Below are 16,166 nucleotides of genomic sequence, written 5' to 3'. Positions count from 1 at the left end.
TGTTTTCTCTTAAAAAAGTTTTTAGAAGTGGATATTTTTGGTTGTCCATTCTTTCTATAACTGTGGGTTGCTATAGCGGCAGCATTGGTTCCATTAGAAACAGCTAATATCTTGAATTATGCACTTGCTAAGGATATAAATACACTTGTCATGTGGAGTTTTATTCTTTTAGCTACTATTGCTATTTTGCTAATATTTGAATCATTTAGTCAATATTTTTCTGTTAAATATAGTAATAAGTTTAAAGCAGATATGGTAAACCACTTAACTATCTCCATTAGCAAAAAAGACTGGTACACTTTTCAAAAGAAAGGAACAGTTGACTATTTATCCTATTATAATAATGATATTGAAGTATTAGAGGAGGAGTATTTCCAATCTATTCTCAAAAGCTACCAGGGATTTATCGCATTGATTGCAAATGTATCTGTCCTCTTTACATTAGATAAATTGTTAATGGTAGTGGTTGTAATATCAAGTTTAATTCCAATGCTTATACCTTTCATTTTTCAAAAGCATCTTGCTAAGCTTAAGAGTGAAAATATGTCTCAAATCACCAACTTTAACAATAAATTAAGTGACTTTCTCGATGGTTTTCAATTGATGAAAGGTTTTAAGAAAGAAGATAAATTTTTAAACCGTTTAAATTTGGCAACAGAAAACATGAATGAAAGTAAAGAAAAACATGAAAAGGCGGACGTTACTTCAAATCTTATTACTGGTGTAGCTTTTTATATTTCTTTTATTGCAAGTTTAATTATTGGTGCCTATCGTATTGCAACAGGTACTACTAGCGTTGGAGCTGTAACTGGTATCTTGCAAATTTCTGATAATCTTATCTATCCAATTAATTTGATTTCTAGTCAGACTAAAACTCTTATGGCAACAAAAACGATTAGAAATGATTTCGAAAAGCTATGTAGTTTTGATGATAAAACGAGTAATTATGAATACTTAGATGATACACAAAATGCCATTATTATCGAAAACCTAAGTTTCGGATATAATGACACTAAAATTCTAAAAAATGTTAACTTTATTTTTGAAAAAGATAAAAAATATTTGTTGGTAGGTCCTAGTTGTCAAGGAAAATCAACATTACTTCATCTGATAAGTGGGGATATTTCTGATTTTTCTGGTAAAGTTTTGATAAATAAAGACATTAAAAATGGAGTTCGTCTGATTCCACAGAAATCCTTGTTAATTCTCGATAGCATTTTAAACAACCTTACAATCTTCAGTGATAAACCACTGGAAAATGTGAAAAATACTCTTGAGAAATTTAAGCTTGAAGTTTTTCAAGCAATGAAAAACTTCAAGCTGAATTTCCAAATAATATCAGCCCGTCAGGTGGCGAGGTTCAAAGAATTAGTATAAGTCGAACTCTTCTTGATCAACCACAGCTACTTCTTCTTGATGAAGTTACTTCAGCCCTTGATAAAGGAAATCAAAAATTTGTTGAAGTAGAATTATTAAAGAATTTTAAAGGAACTGTTATTAGTGTATCTCACAACTATTCAGATGAGAGTCTTAATTATTATGACTATATAGTTGAAATTAACAACTCAAATATATCCGTAATAAACAAAACTGACTTACAAAAAAACAAGCCTCATAATAATTGAGACTTGTTTTATTTATTAAATTTTTAGATATCTTCTCATAGAAATTACTGAACCCAGTGATCCAATCACCATACCAATAGCAACTATTAAAATTGAAATTACTGGTAAAAACTCAGTAGGTTTAATTATACTTAAACCTTGTGTAATTAGAGAAGGTGTAAAGCTCCTATAAGCTACGTTATATAGATAATTAACCAATAGAACTGGAATAATTGATCCTATAAGTCCAACCCATGCTCCTTCAAGGAAGAATGGCCAACGAATGTATCCTTTTTTCGCACCAACCAAACTCATAATTTGAATCTCACGGCTTCGAGACATAATTGTAATTCTTATAGTGTTAGAAATCAAGAATATAGCTACAAATATTAATAGTGCTGAACCAGCTAATCCCCAAGTTTTAATTGTATTAGCTACTTTAAAGATTCTATCAGTATTTTTGCCACCATATTCTGCTTTTTGAACTCCATCAATTTCAGAAAGCTTTTTAGCTAGTGGTTTAACATTTTCAGGTTTATCAGCCTCAACAACGTAAACGTCATAAAGCGGATTTGCATCCCCTTTAAACAACTCCCAAGTATCACCTAAATTATCAGTAAGTTTTTTAAGTTGATCGTCTTTACTTGAAAAAGTTACATTAGTAACATGATCTAGCTTCTTAATTTGATCATAAATTACATGGTAATCTTTATTATCAATTACCTTAGTTTTATCTTTTGGATCAGTATATTGTTTATCATTATCATGTCGATCAAGCTTGGTATAAGTCATGATGCGAACATTGTTCTCAATATCAGTTGCAAGTTTTGCAGTATTCAATATCACTGATAAAAAGATTCCTAGTAAAGCCAGAGTAATTGTAACTGAGCTGACTGCTGCAATTGTCATCCAACCATTACGTCGTAGGTTCTTAAATGAGTCTAGAATATGTCTAAAGAAATTTCTAATCATCGTATCCATACTCTCCTTCCACTTGGTCTCGTACAATTCGTCCATTTTCAATGGCGATTACACGGTGTCGCAGAGTATTAACGATTTGGCTGTTATGGGTCGCCATAAGAACTGTTGTCCCTTGTAAGTTAATACGTTCTAGAAGTTCCATAATCCCCCAAGAATTTTCGGGATCTAAATTTCCTGTAGGTTCATCAGCGATTAAAACCTTAGGTGCATTGGCAATTGATCTTGCAATTGCTACACGTTGCTGCTCTCCACCTGATAACTCATTAGGAAATGCACGTACCTTATGCTTTAATCCAACAAGATCAAGTACTTCCATTACACGTTTTTTAATTTCACGTGGAGGACGTCCTACAACTTGCATTGCATATGCTACATTTTCGTAAACATTCTTCTTAGGTAAAAGTTTATAATCTTGGAATACTACTCCAATTGAGCGTCGTAAGTATGGCACTTGCTTCGATTTAATTTTTGTTAAGTCAAATCCTGCAACATTTGCTGATCCTTTATCAACTGATATTTCTCGATATAAAATTTTAATAAAGGTTGACTTACCAGCTCCAGAAGGACCTACTATATAGGCAAATTCCCCTGGTTCAATACTTACAGAAATGTCTCTTAAAGCAGTCGTACCATTGCTATATTTTTTTGTAACATTCTTTAATTCAATAATATTTGTCATAGATGTTTTCTGGTTAAACAGATACTCCTTTCAATTCTATATTATTATACCATTTATATAAGTAAAGGTTGTGAATTTCTATTACTTTTCATTACAGATAGATGAAAATAACCTTACGCTTAGATAAAGTGGGTATTTTACATGCTCCATTTAAGGTATGCATCTATAAAACCATCAATATCCCCATCCATTACTGCTTGAATGGCTCCAGTTTCATAGTTAGTTCGGTGATCTTTAACCATATTATATGGATGAAAAACATATGATCTAATTTGACTTCCCCAGCCAATTTCCTTTTGATCTCCCTTAAGTTCATCAACCTCTGCTTGTTTTTTCTGCATTTCTAAAGTATAAAGTTTTGACTTAAGCATACCCATAGCTTCTTCTCGGTTTTTCAACTGACTTCTTTGTGTTTGACTAGCTACAACAGTACCTGTTGGAATGTGGGTAATACGAACAGCAGATTCCGTTTTATTAATATGTTGCCCACCAGCACCACTAGCTCGGTAAGTATCAATTTTCAAATCATCAGAATTTATTTCAACATCAATTGAATCATCAAGTTCTGGTAATACTTCGACAGAACAAAATGATGTATGCCTACGTTTCGCTGAATCAAAGGGTGAAATACGGACAAGCCTATGTACACCCATCTCACTTCTCAAGAATCCATAAGCATTGTGACCGATGAATTTTATGGTCACACTTTTAATTCCTGCTTCATCTCCATCTTGATAATCAACAATCTCAACCTTAAAATTATGCGCATTTCCCCATCGTTCATACATACGCATAAGCATACTTCCCCAGTCTTGCGACTCTGTACCACCAGCACCTGGGTGAATTTCTAAAATTGCATTCATATGGTCGTATGGTTGGTTAAGTAACATCTCTAGCTCATAAGACTGCATCTTAGAATTTAGTGTTTCAAGACCTTCTTCAAGCTCTTCTTGCATTGAAGGATCTGGTTCTTCAATAACCATTTCGTACATTACTTCAAGTTCATCAAATGAATTTTGTAAATCCATAAAGGTATCATATTTGGCCTTCAACTCATTACTTTCGTTGATAACCTTTTGAGCTGCTATATTGTCATCCCAAAAACCTGGGGCAGCCATGTCATTTTCTAACATAGCAATCTCTTCTTCCAGTCTTTCTAAATCTAGATTTTTCTGGAAGCTTGCAATTTTTTCACGATTCTCATCTAATTGCTTTTTTATCTCAAATAATTCCATTATTTATTATTACTCCTTAGATTTCCTTATCTACTATACCATAAAAGAAGAAGCTTTTCACGTTCTTGCATAGCCTGCTCGTCTTCAGTAATTCTGTGTTCAACTAAATTAATCATCTCTCGGTTAGGTTCTTTCACCAAACGTCCTAGTGCCCAAAAAGCTGAACCTAATAGTACCTGATTTTGAGTGCTGTCAACTATTTCTAATAATTTAGGTATGGCTGATTTGTCATTTGCATTAGCTAATGCATAAATAGCATTACGCTGAAGAACATTCCGTCCTCTCCAACTACCAGCAAGATGTCCGTATTTATCCTTGAACTGTCGATTAGTAAGATCCAAAAAAGGAATAAGTTCCGGTTGAACTAACTCTGGATCTCCTTCCATCTCGGGATGAAAATGACTATCTATTCCTTTATTGTAAGGACAGACCATCTGACAAATATCACAACCATATATAATGGTTTTCATTTTTTGACGGTATTCTTCCTGAAGAATTCCTTTATTTTGAGTTTGAAATGATAAGCATTTTTTAGCATTCATTTTGCCATCACCAATAAGTGCATCAGTTGGACAAAAATCAATACATCTATTACAATCCCCACACCCGTAATCAACAGGTTTATCTGCTTCAATTTCAAGGCTTGTAATTATTTCGCCCAGATATACATATGAACCAAATTCTTTAGTAACTAAAAGACCATTTTTCCCTATGAATCCAAGACCTGCACGCGCTGCAACAGCAACATCAATAAGTGGCCCTGTGTCAACAAAACCTTCATATTCAAGACCATCAATTATTTCATTTATTCCTTGGATAAGTGCATCTAGCTTTTTCTGCATGATATGATGATAATCAATACCCCAGCTTGCACGTGCAAAAGAACCTCTACGAAATTCTGTTTTATCTGGTCTTCCTTGAAGTTTGTTAGGATATGCTAAGGCAACTGAAATTATTGTTTTAGCAGATGGTAAAGTAAGCTTGGGATCAAGTCTTTCATCTAGATTTTTATGCTCAAAGCCAGAGGTATGGCCCTTTTCTTTTTGATATACTAAACTTTTTCTCATATACTCAAAATCATCTGCTTTAGTAAAGCCGATTTTTTGTATATTCAATTCTTCTGCTAATTTTATAATTTGACTCTTAATATCCATGATTTTGCCTGACTGTTTGTGATTACTTAATTTTATTATAAATACTTGCTTCAAACAAGTATTTTTCACGACAAAATACAGACAATTCTGTTACTTTATGCTATAATGTAAAGCGAGATCTTTGAATTTTAGAAAGTTGGTATTAACTATGAAAGCTCTACGTGAGGGCGACTTTATTACGATTCAAAGCTATAAACATGACGGAAGCTTGCATCGTACCTGGCGTGATACGATGGTGCTAAAAACAAATGAGAATTCTATAATTGGAGTTAACGATCATACTCTTGTTACAGAATCAGATGAGCGTAGATGGGTTACTCGTGAACCTGCTATTGTTTACTTTCACAAAAAATACTGGTTCAATATCATAGCCATGATTCGAGATAATGGTGTCTCTTACTATTGTAACCTTGCTAGTCCGTATACTATTGACGACGAGGCCTTGAAATATATTGACTATGATTTGGATGTAAAAGTATTTCCTGATGGTGAAAAACGCTTGCTTGATGCTGAAGAATATGAGCGTCACAAGGAACAAATGAACTATTCACCCCAAATTGATTACATTCTTAAGGAAAATGTTAAGATTCTAGTCGATTGGATAAAAAATGAGCGTGGTCCCTTCTCTGAGGAATATATCAAAATTTGGTACGATCGATATCATCAGTTGAAACAAAATTAGATTTATATCTATTTTTGTTTTTTTATTACCACAAATTAAAACAGAAATCAAAAAAACTCCGAATTAACGAAGTTTTTTGTTTATTATTTTTCTATATAAAATTACAGTATTGCAAGAATTGCAAAGTTTGCAATAAATAGAATATCGACAATCCAAATTACAATATGAATTTCTGAGAACTTACCACGAATGATTTTAACAAGAGTGAACATGATGAATCCTGCTGCAATACCATAAGAGATACTATAGGCAAATCCCATAAATACACTTGTAAAGAAAGCTGGAATTGCTTCATCAAGATTAGTCCATTCGATATCAGCAAAACTTGAAAGCATCATCATACCAACAATGATAAGTACTGGCGCTGTTGCTTGAGTTGGGACTAAGGCAAGAACAGGTGAAAATAAACTAGAAATTAAGAACATGATTGCTACTACAACTGAAGTTAAACCTGTACGTCCACCTGCGCCGATACCTGCTGCTGACTCAACATAAGTTGTTGTGTTTGAAGTACCAAATACTGCACCGATTGAAGTTGCAACAGCATCAGCAATAAGAGCTCTATCCATCTTAGATGATACTCCATCACCTTCTTCAAGTGCTTTTTCGTCTTCTTCTGAAAAAATTCCAGTTTTACGACCAGTACCAATGAATGTACCTAAAGTATCAAATGTATCTGAAAGGCTGAACGCTAGAATTGTCATACATACTTGAGGTATTTTAGCTGGATCAGAAAACAATGTACCCATTCCTTCTTTACCAAATGCTGCGCCAAAAGTTGTACCCAATTCTTTAAAAGCTACCCCTATATTATTCTCTTTTAAAAGTGTTGCAAAATCAACTTTTACTACACCAGTAAGAAGCGCAATGATAGTTGTCGCAAGTATTGAAAGTAATATGCCACCACGAATATTTCTAAGGACGAAAAACATAGTAATTACAATACCTACAAGCGCTAATAATACACCAGGATTATTAAATTTAACAAGTTCAGGTACAGCACTACTATTTGCAATAATACTTGATTGTCCAACAGGAGCCTTGTCATCTAAAACAACATATGATCCACCATCACTTAAAAATTGTAAAAGTCCTGCATTTTTTATACCAACATAGGCAATGAAGATACCGATACCACCACCAATTGCATGTTGTAAACTAAGTGGTATAGCTTTCATAATTGCTTTTCGGATACGAGTAACTGTAATAATAATATTGATAATCCCACAAATAAATACCATTGCGAGTGCTTGTTGCCATGTATATCCAAGAGCAAATACAACCGTAAATGTAAAGAAAGCATTTAATCCCATACCAGGTGCTTGAGCGTAAGGTACGTTAGCATAAAGCCCCATAATAAGTGTTCCAATAACACTTGCAATAATTGTTGCTAAAAATACTGCCTGAGTCGGCATTCCTGTTTGTCCCAAAATACTTGGGTTAACAAATAAAATATAAGACATAGCAAAGAATGTAGTTAATCCCGCCATTACTTCAGTACCGACTGTGGTACCATTTTCTTTTAGTTTGAAAAATTTTTCTAACATGACTCTCCTTAAAAATAACAATTTATAATCTACATTCATTATTTTACGTTAAATTAAAAAAAGTTCAAGCAATTTCTTAAAATTAATATGTATTTTTTTGCTTAACGTTCGCTTTTTCCTAAAATATTCCCAGTAAAACTTAAATATGATACAATAGCAACATATTAACAAATAGAGAATAGGTATAAAAAATGAATAAAAAACTAATTGCAATTGATCTTGATGGTACTACATTAAGATCAGATAATACAATCAGCGAATATACGAAGAAAACCTTTAAGAAATTACAAGATGATGGACATTCTATTGTCATTACAACAGGTAGACCCTATAGAATGTCAATTGATATTTACAAAGAACTCGGTTTTGCTTCACCTATGATTAACTTCAATGGTGCTATGGTCTCAAAACCAAGTGATAAAAATTGGAATTTTAAAGACGAAAAACAAGTTGATAAAGATATTGTTAGAGATTTATTGAAAAACCAAAACAGCTTTAAACTAGATTTTCTAGCAGCTGAATATCGTAGAAAATTCTTCATCAATAATTTCAATGCTGTCTCTCCTCAACTATTTGGTGTTAATGAATTCAAATTATATAATAAACTTGAAGAAAATAAATTAACTGCCAATCCAAATGCACTTCTTCTCCAAACAACTTCATCAAATAAACATACCATAGCAAAAAATATAAATGAATACTATGAAAATCAAGTTAGCGTTGCTGCATGGGGTGGTCCAAACCAGATTTTAGAAATCGTTCCTAAAAATGTTAGTAAAGCAAGCGGATTACAACATTTGCTCAACGTTATGAATATTGATAAAAACGATTTACTTGCTTTCGGTGATGAACAAAATGATGTTGAAATGTTTAAATTTGCACCCGAAAGTTATGCTATGAAAAATGCAAATCCCATTCTATTAGAATATGCTAAGAATCAAACAAAATGGACTAATGATGAAGATGGTGTGGCAAAAACATTAGAAAATTTACTTCTATAAACAAAACAAAAAAGTTGGAAATCCAACTTTTTTTGTTTTCAAAAATCATTATTGTTAATGTATTAAGTATTTCAGGTTTTAAACAAATTTTGTTAAAATATAAATCAAAAATTAGAAATTTGAATCCATACAAATTCTATACTATCGATAGCAATATTTCTTGATAACCTTTAAATTCCGTATTGTCAATGATTATAAAGTTTTCAATAACAAATAATAGCCCATCACTATTCAAATTTAAACTATTACTTCTATAAGTTTCTATGAGAAAATCCTTTAAAATCTGTTAAATTTCAAAGGATTTGTCAAATATTATTTAATTAAGTCTTTTGCTTTATCTTCAATGAAGTTCACAACTTCATTAATCGACATACCAGTCGTATCAAGATATATTGCATCTTCAGCCTGAACAAGCGGAGATGTTTTTCTAGTACTATCTTTATAGTCGCGCTCGGCAATCTCTACTTTTAATATTTCAAGATCTGATTCAATATTCATCTCTTGATTTTGTTTATGACGTCGTTCAGCTCGTTCATCAACACTTGCAACTAGGAAAATCTTTAATTCAGCATCCGGAAGAACAACCGTACCTATATCACGACCATCCATTACAATTCCGCCATGGCTTGCTATAAATCTTTGGGCATCTACTAAATATTCACGTATCTTAGGCATTGCTGATATGCGTGAAACATTGGATGTAACATCTTTCTGACGAATGGCTCCTGATACATCAACTTCACCAAGGTAGACAAGTTGCTTACCGTCTGAATCAATTCCAAAAGAAATTGGATTTTCTTGTGCAAGTTCGATGATATCTTCTTCTTTATCCAAACTATTATTTAGTGCTAAATACGTTACTGCACGATACATGGCACCAGTATCTAAATAAATCAAGCCCATATCTTGCGCAATTATCTTCGCTACTGTACTTTTACCACTTGAAGCAGGACCATCAATTGCAATTCTTATGTCAGTCATTGAGTTATCTCCTTATTTAAGTTTTACAACTTGACCTGGGTATGCAAACCATGAATCAACAGTCATACCATTTGCAGCAGCAATTTGACTAGCAGGAACTCCAGTTCTGGCAGCAATTTGGTTAACTCCTTCTCCTGCTTCTACAGTAGTTGAATCTCCTACGTTCGCTTCTTTATCTTCTGCTTCTTTTTTAGCTTTGTCTTCAGCTTCTTTTTTTGCCTTATCTTCAGCTTCTTTTTTAGCTTTGTCTTCAGCATCTTTTTTTGCCTTATCTTCAGCTTCTTTTTTAGCTTTATCTGAATCACTATCAGATTTCTTTTCCTCAGCTGTGTTATTTTTTGACTTATCGTCTTTCGAATTTTTATCTTTAGATTTTTTACTAGAATCTACTTTTTTAGCCGAAGATTCACCTGTAGTGTAAAAAGAATCAGAAATCTTAGCATTGTCAGTTAGTTGATTACTCCAAAGTAATGTCGTAATAATTACTCCCAGTACCGCAAATAGACCAATTACTAATGCTGTAAGAAATGTTGTACTTGCTGGTCTTTTTTCACCATTTTTATTATTTTTTGGTGCTTGATTTTCTGCCACTTTTTTACCTCTTCTACCTTTAATTTGACTTTTTATCTTATTACTATTACTATTTTCTTATGAAAATTAAAATTATTCCTGAAAAATGCATCGCATGTGGTCTTTGTCACAGCTATGCACCAAATGTATTTGATTATTATGATGATGGAATCGTAAAATTTTACGATACAACTTTAGATACACTTGAAGTTTCAAATAACTACGAACAACAAGTCAATCAATCAATCAAAGATTGCCCTACACATGCAATTATTAGGCTTTAAAGCCTTTTTTTCTATCTTTTTCATCCTTATAGATGTCAAAATAATCATTAACATTACCAATTAGTTCAGCTTCACCCTTAAAATACTTATTAGATACCAAAGCATCTAAAAAATATTTTTTTGTCCATTTTTTCATATAAAAGATTTTACCATTTGGCCAGTTCGTTGAAAATATTTTTAAGGCATGCTTTGAAATATCAATTCTAGTTATACCACTAATTGGATGCTTCCTAGGCAATCCAGGTATACTTGAATATACGAGCAACTCATCCTTATCATCACTTATAACAAAATATCTATGGATTCCAATTCCAAAAAGAACAATGAATACAAAGAAAAATGTGAGCGATGATTTTGAAATTTTTGTGTTTTCAAGCAAAAGAGCCATACTTATAAATATTGGAATAAATGCAAGACTCCAATATATCACGAAAAAACTCAGCTCTGGTTGCCAATGGTATCTTAATTTTCCAAATACCTTTATCATTAATAAACGAAATCCCCCAGTCTGTTATTTTCAATATTATCATACCACAATTTATTATCAATAGTTATTGATAATAAATTATTTAGCATTTAATTTTACAATTTCAATAATAGTATCAACTGCTTTTTCCATTGTTTGTAGACTTACAAACTCAAAACGTCCATGCATATTTTCGCCACCTGCAAAAATATTTGGCGTAGGAGTTCCTAAGAATGAAATTTTGCTGCCATCAGTTCCACCACGTACTGCTTCAATAACTGGTGTAATATCAAGATTTTTCATTGCTTCTTCAGCAAGTTCAATAATTGACATATCTTTTTCAATAATTTCAGCCATGTTGTAGTATTGATCGTTAATCTCAGCAGTAACACGTGGAGATTCAAAAGCTTTGTTCATTTCATCTGCAATTTGGATCATTTTAGCTTTCATATCTTCAAAGGTTTTACGGTCATGATCGCGAATGATATAAACTGAATCTGCTTCTTCTGGAACACCTGATAAATCAAGTAAGTGGTAGAAACCATCTCTACCTTCAGTCAACTCTGGACGTGCATTTTCAGGTAGTGCATTATGGAAATCAATAGCAAGTTGTAAAGCATTAACCATTTGATCTTTAGCAGTTCCCGGGTGAACATTTTTCCCTTGGAAATGAAGTTTAGCAGAAGCAGCATTGAAAGTTTCATATTGAAGCTCACCTAAAGGACCACCATCCATGGTATAAGCAAAATCAACATCAAAATCTGCAACATCAAATTTATCAGCTCCAATTCCAATTTCTTCATCTGGACCAAATCCAACACGAATTTCACCATGATTAATTTCAGGATGTTTTACTAGGTAATCAATTGCCGTCATTATTTCCGCAATACCACTCTTATCATCAGAACCTAAAAGAGTAGTACCATCAGTAGTTATCAAAGTTTGACCGTGGTAGTTATTTAAATTAGGGAAATCTTTTGGATCTAGTGTAAATTCAGTATCACCAAGTTTAAGCACACCACCATCATAGTTCTCTACGATTTGAGGATTTACATTTTCAGCATTGAAGTCTGCTGTATCCATGTGAGCAAGAAAACCGATTTTACGAACATCTTTATCTATATTAGCTGGAAGACTACCAATTACATATCCATTGCTTTCAAGATAATGAACATCTTGTAATCCAACTGCTTCCATTTCCTTAGCAAGTTCATGAGCAAAAGCAACCTGGCTTTGAGTACTAGGCGTAGTTGTACTATTTTCGTCTGAACGTGTATTAACTTTAACGTATTTAACAAAACGGTTTAATAATTCTTCGTATTTCATATGTATTTACTTCCTTCTCTTATACTTAGTGGGCTTAGCCCTGCTCGATTTTCTTTGATAAAATTGGTAACCCATTTTGGATTTGTCTTACTGTAATCCCTCAGGCTCCAACCTATTGCCTTATTAATGAAAAATTCAGTCTGATTAAGGTTATTTTTTATTATTTGACCTAGTAAATCTGGCTTAGTTTTTTCTTTTCTAGTTAATTGATGGTCTATTGCTAATCGTCGAAGCCAAAAGTCACTATCTTTGCTCCACTCTAGCATTAATTTATCCTGTTCAGGGTTTCTGAGAACAATATCTCCGATTATCCTATCAAAAATATCAATTGAATCCCACCATGATTTTTTAAGTGCTAACTCTTTTAATTTTGGAATGTCCTGTGCTTGCAGATACTTTTTATTAGCCTTTAAGTAATCTAGTGCTAGGTATTGAAATTCACGCTCTGACATATTCCATGCTTTTTCGATAAATTCCCAATCTATATCAGGACCTTTGATTGACTTAAGAAAATCTTTTGAAATTTCCCGTCTTTTAGGACTTTTTATTCCTAAAAAAGGAAAATTGTTTTTCATATAAGCTGACATTTTTAGTGCATCTTCTAAATTTGCATTCTTATAAAATTCATCAAATATTTCCATTTTTTACCACCAATATTTTCGTGAATTTATCAACTATTTCATTTTCATATTCTATCAAAAATTTATTAATTTTAATAGATAGACTTTCGAATTATTTATCTAATTCAAAGTGTAATGAATGGATTGGTATTAGCTTTACTTTCTATAATCTCAACACCACTAGTTAGCTGCCTTAATTTTTCAGCTACTAAAGGAATAAAATCTTTTTCTATATAATGACCTGGATCTAAAACAATTAATCCTGAGCTTATCATATCATGGGCAGAGTGATAGTATACATCTCCAGTTATAAATAAATCAGCTTTTTTATCAAGAGCATCTTTGAAGAAGCTACCACCTGTTCCTCCACAAATTGCAACACGTGAGATTTCTCTATTCAAGTCTTTTTCATAAGAAACTAAACGAATATCATCTAAATCAAATGCTTTTTTCGTTTTAACAATGAATTCACCCAGGGTTTGCTTTTCAATATTTCCTATACGGCCAATTCCATTACTGTCAGAAGTTTGTGATAAGAACTCAGTATCATTAATATCTAAAAGCTGACAGAAGTAATCATTTATCCCACCATCTACAATATCAATATTTGTGTGACTGATATAGACAGAAATTCCTGCTTGAATCAAATCAAGAATTAATTTTTGTTGAGTATCTTCTTCAACTAAAGTTGACACTGGTCTGAAAATTAAAGCATGTTTTGCTAAAATACAATCTACATTGTTTTCAATTGCTTCAGCAACCGTGTCTTCTCTTATATCCAAAGTAACTAATACTTTTTTGAATTCTTTATCTAAAGTCCCTACTTGTAAACCAACTGCATCATCTTTCATCGAAAGTTCTTTGGGACAAAAACTTTCATATGCTTTGAAAAATTCATTACCGTCCATTTATAAATTCTCCTCTATAAATTGAATTTTAGCTTCGATTTCTTTTACTCTATGAGAGTCTTGACTGTTTTCTCTTAAGTTTTTCAAGATTTTATTTTGTTTTTCAAGCTCTCTTGTCCATTTTTTCTTAAATACTGGAGATTTTTCTTGATTTAAAAATGGACCAAATTCTATTTGGGTTTCATTAAGGTTACTTTCCCCATGCTTTGAAAAAATAACTTCATAAATTTTTTCATTTTCTTCAAGGATTACTTCATCCACAATTAAAAAACCATTTTCCTGTAACCAAATACGTAAATTTCTTTCACTATTATTAGGTTGGAGTACAAGATTATCGATACTATGTAGTTTTTCTTTTCCAGCATCTAAAATTTGAGATATTAGGCTCCCACCCATTCCAGCAATTGTTATAGTGTCAATATCATCTTCTTCTGTGAAAGCTTCAAGACCATTTGCAAGTCTCACATCTATTTTATCTGACAGTCCTTGACTTTTTACATTGGCAACTGCACTTTGGTATGGTCCATCAACTACTTCACCAGCAATTGCATAAGAAATTTTTCCATTTTTTAGAAGATTAATTGGTAAATATGCATGGTCACTTCCTACGTCAAGTATGCGAGAATTTTGGGATACAAAGTCACCTACTATTTTAAGTCTATTAGATAATTTATCGTTGTTCATTTAAATTTTTCTTTCCGTATGCGCAATATGAATATACTGGACAAATATCACATTTAGGGCTTCTCGCCGTGCAATGATAACGCCCAAAAAATATTAATCTATGATGTGAGTCAACCCATTGATCTTCAGGCAACCACTTCATAAGTTTCTCTTCTACTTCTGTCACACTCGCTGATTGCTTAACAATTGGCCAGCGCTTAGAGATACGTTCCACATGGGTATCAACCGCAATTCCTGGTATACCAAAGGCATCTCCCAAGACAACATTTGCTGTTTTTCTACCAACACCAGGTAGGGTTTGTAACTCTTTTTTATCTAAGGGAATTTTCCCATCATATCTTTCAATTAACTGTTGAGCTGCTTTTACGATATTTTTTGACTTAGTTCGATACAAACCAATGGTTCTTATTAAATTTTCAACATCTGCAACATCAGCATTTGCAAGTGATTTTGCATCTGGATATTTAGCAAATAATCCTGGTGTAGCCTTGTTTACTCCCTTGTCTGTTGCTTGAGCTGATAGTATTGTTGCAATTAAAAGTTGAAAGGGAGTATCAGCAACAAGCTCTCCATGTGCATCTGGAAACATTTCAGCAATGATGTCCATTACTTCTAAGAATTGCTTTTTAGTTAACATTTTTGCCATGAATCTCTACCACCTTTCTCTTAATTTTTCTTCCACTGACCTGTTGGAATATGGAAACTTGGTCCACTAAGATTTGAATTTCTAGTATCTGCCAAATTCCTTTCCTCTCTTTTTCGGTTAATATCGCTTTCCGACTTAATTCCTTCACCACGCCAGTTACGTAGGATAGCTCTAATATAGTTGAGACTTACCTTGCGATTAAGTACAGCTTCACGTAGGGCTAATTTAATCAGAGGAATTTCAAAGTCATCTTCCTCAACCCAATTTCGTATTTCTTCAGCCTGAAAGGGGGTAATCGTGCCCATTTCCTGCTCAAAACTCTGCATTAGGTCTCTGAACTGATCTTCCGACACAGTTTTTTCATCAAGCACAAGTGGTATATTTTTTTCTTTTGCTTTTTGAATTTCATCTAGCTTAGAAAAAGCATAATTTGCATCAAAGATTGTGTCAACGGAACCTGCGACTTCAAGAATTGTAACCTTTAGGCTTCCTGAAGATTGTAAATTCTTAATGGCTGTATTTATTTCAACTAGATCACGATTAAGTGCTGAGGCAATTGTACTTGGTGCGACATCAGAATTTTCATAGAAGAAAAGCCAAACGACAAAATCAAGCTCACTTGTAAATAATATATGAAAATTGCTTAATAATTCATGTGGAAGGACAACATGTCCTGCCTTATATTCTTCAAAATATGACATTTTATCTCCATTTAGCAACTCTATAAAATTGGCATATAAGCCCAATTATCTATAACATTCATTATACCAAAATTCAAAGCAAAAAATCGCCCAAATA

The 16,166-nt window shown here is 32.8% G+C and carries 19 protein-coding genes; 5 read left to right on the top strand and 14 right to left on the bottom strand.

Annotated features, from left to right (window positions below; genetic code table 11):
* The first annotated feature begins 84 nt into the window (after positions 1–84).
* Complete coding sequence (locus tag BG262_RS05135; RefSeq protein ID WP_070787810.1) at positions 85–1,377, top strand: ABC transporter transmembrane domain-containing protein; 1,293 nt, start codon at positions 85–87, stop codon at positions 1,375–1,377.
* Complete coding sequence (locus BG262_RS11035; protein ID WP_083312925.1) at positions 1,338–1,625, top strand: ATP-binding cassette domain-containing protein; 288 nt, start codon at positions 1,338–1,340, stop codon at positions 1,623–1,625. The genes BG262_RS05135 and BG262_RS11035 overlap by 40 nt, the downstream gene beginning before the upstream one ends.
* 15 nt (positions 1,626–1,640) lie before the next feature.
* On the opposite strand, the gene ftsX is transcribed toward BG262_RS11035, so the two are convergent.
* The 4 genes from ftsX to queG all read right to left on the bottom strand — a co-directional run bounded on the left by ftsX (position 1,641) and on the right by queG (position 5,653).
* Positions 1,641–2,576 (bottom strand): permease-like cell division protein FtsX, encoded by a 936-nt coding sequence (gene ftsX, locus BG262_RS05130; RefSeq protein ID WP_070787809.1) that lies wholly within the window; start codon positions 2,574–2,576, stop codon positions 1,641–1,643.
* Positions 2,569–3,264 (bottom strand): cell division ATP-binding protein FtsE, encoded by a 696-nt coding sequence (ftsE, locus tag BG262_RS05125; protein WP_070787808.1) that lies wholly within the window; start codon positions 3,262–3,264, stop codon positions 2,569–2,571. The genes ftsX and ftsE overlap by 8 nt, the downstream gene beginning before the upstream one ends.
* Before the next feature lie 137 nt (positions 3,265–3,401).
* Entirely contained in the window at positions 3,402–4,499 is a 1,098-nt protein-coding gene (gene prfB, locus BG262_RS05120; RefSeq protein WP_070787807.1) for a peptide chain release factor 2, read from the bottom strand.
* Between the two features lie 26 nt (positions 4,500–4,525).
* Complete coding sequence (gene queG / locus BG262_RS05115) at positions 4,526–5,653, bottom strand: tRNA epoxyqueuosine(34) reductase QueG (RefSeq protein WP_070787806.1); 1,128 nt, start codon at positions 5,651–5,653, stop codon at positions 4,526–4,528.
* A 148-nt stretch (positions 5,654–5,801) separates the two neighbouring features.
* Between queG and ntdP the strand changes: the two genes are divergently transcribed.
* Positions 5,802–6,335: a nucleoside tri-diphosphate phosphatase gene (gene ntdP, locus BG262_RS05110; RefSeq protein WP_070787805.1), complete on the top strand. Its 534-nt coding sequence runs from the start codon at positions 5,802–5,804 to the stop codon at positions 6,333–6,335.
* A 101-nt stretch (positions 6,336–6,436) separates the two neighbouring features.
* Here the strand turns inward: ntdP and BG262_RS05105 are convergent, their stop codons facing one another.
* Positions 6,437–7,882 (bottom strand): NCS2 family permease, encoded by a 1,446-nt coding sequence (locus tag BG262_RS05105; RefSeq protein ID WP_070787804.1) that lies wholly within the window; start codon positions 7,880–7,882, stop codon positions 6,437–6,439.
* Between the two features lie 191 nt (positions 7,883–8,073).
* Here BG262_RS05105 and BG262_RS05100 point away from each other — a divergent pair, with 191 nt between their 5' ends.
* The gene (locus tag BG262_RS05100) at positions 8,074–8,883 is read left to right on the top strand and encodes a Cof-type HAD-IIB family hydrolase (RefSeq protein ID WP_070787803.1); all 810 of its coding nucleotides are present in this window, start codon (positions 8,074–8,076) and stop codon (positions 8,881–8,883) included.
* A gap of 312 nt (positions 8,884–9,195) precedes the next feature.
* Here the strand turns inward: BG262_RS05100 and cmk are convergent, their stop codons facing one another.
* The gene (gene cmk, locus BG262_RS05095; protein WP_070787802.1) at positions 9,196–9,864 is read right to left on the bottom strand and encodes a (d)CMP kinase; all 669 of its coding nucleotides are present in this window, start codon (positions 9,862–9,864) and stop codon (positions 9,196–9,198) included.
* A 12-nt stretch (positions 9,865–9,876) separates the two neighbouring features.
* Positions 9,877–10,455 (bottom strand): LysM peptidoglycan-binding domain-containing protein, encoded by a 579-nt coding sequence (locus BG262_RS05090; RefSeq protein WP_070787801.1) that lies wholly within the window; start codon positions 10,453–10,455, stop codon positions 9,877–9,879.
* Between the two features lie 59 nt (positions 10,456–10,514).
* Between BG262_RS05090 and BG262_RS10375 the strand changes: the two genes are divergently transcribed.
* Positions 10,515–10,718 carry a ferredoxin gene (locus tag BG262_RS10375; RefSeq protein ID WP_083312911.1) on the top strand — a complete coding sequence of 68 codons (204 nt, stop codon included), beginning with the start codon at positions 10,515–10,517 and terminating at the stop codon, positions 10,716–10,718.
* Here the strand turns inward: BG262_RS10375 and BG262_RS05085 are convergent.
* The 7 genes from BG262_RS05085 to BG262_RS05055 all read right to left on the bottom strand — a co-directional run bounded on the left by BG262_RS05085 (position 10,708) and on the right by BG262_RS05055 (position 16,069).
* A complete protein-coding gene (locus BG262_RS05085; RefSeq protein WP_070787800.1) occupies positions 10,708–11,205 on the bottom strand; it encodes an EbsA family protein in 498 nt (165 codons plus the stop codon). The genes BG262_RS10375 and BG262_RS05085 overlap by 11 nt on opposite strands.
* A 78-nt stretch (positions 11,206–11,283) precedes the next feature.
* Positions 11,284–12,510, bottom strand: coding sequence for a peptidase T (gene pepT, locus BG262_RS05080; RefSeq protein WP_070787799.1), 1,227 nt, complete (start codon positions 12,508–12,510; stop codon positions 11,284–11,286).
* Positions 12,507–13,151 carry a DNA alkylation repair protein gene (locus BG262_RS05075; protein ID WP_070787798.1) on the bottom strand — a complete coding sequence of 215 codons (645 nt, stop codon included), beginning with the start codon at positions 13,149–13,151 and terminating at the stop codon, positions 12,507–12,509. The genes pepT and BG262_RS05075 overlap by 4 nt, the downstream gene beginning before the upstream one ends.
* Before the next feature lie 104 nt (positions 13,152–13,255).
* Positions 13,256–14,038: a Nif3-like dinuclear metal center hexameric protein gene (locus BG262_RS05070; protein ID WP_070787797.1), complete on the bottom strand. Its 783-nt coding sequence runs from the start codon at positions 14,036–14,038 to the stop codon at positions 13,256–13,258.
* Positions 14,039–14,722 carry a tRNA (adenine(22)-N(1))-methyltransferase gene (locus tag BG262_RS05065; protein ID WP_070787796.1) on the bottom strand — a complete coding sequence of 228 codons (684 nt, stop codon included), beginning with the start codon at positions 14,720–14,722 and terminating at the stop codon, positions 14,039–14,041.
* The gene (nth, locus tag BG262_RS05060; RefSeq protein ID WP_070788074.1) at positions 14,709–15,359 is read right to left on the bottom strand and encodes an endonuclease III; all 651 of its coding nucleotides are present in this window, start codon (positions 15,357–15,359) and stop codon (positions 14,709–14,711) included. The genes BG262_RS05065 and nth overlap by 14 nt, the downstream gene beginning before the upstream one ends.
* A 29-nt stretch (positions 15,360–15,388) precedes the next feature.
* Entirely contained in the window at positions 15,389–16,069 is a 681-nt protein-coding gene (locus BG262_RS05055; protein ID WP_070787795.1) for a DnaD domain-containing protein, read from the bottom strand.
* Between the last annotated feature and the right edge of the window lie 97 nt (positions 16,070–16,166).

It is taken from the genome of Floricoccus penangensis, assembly GCF_001832885.1.
In the GTDB taxonomy this organism is placed as follows: Bacteria; Bacillota; Bacilli; order Lactobacillales; family Streptococcaceae; genus Floricoccus; species Floricoccus penangensis.
Note: the sequence above shows the minus strand (reverse complement) of the source record. Positions and strands in the feature narration are given on the sequence as shown.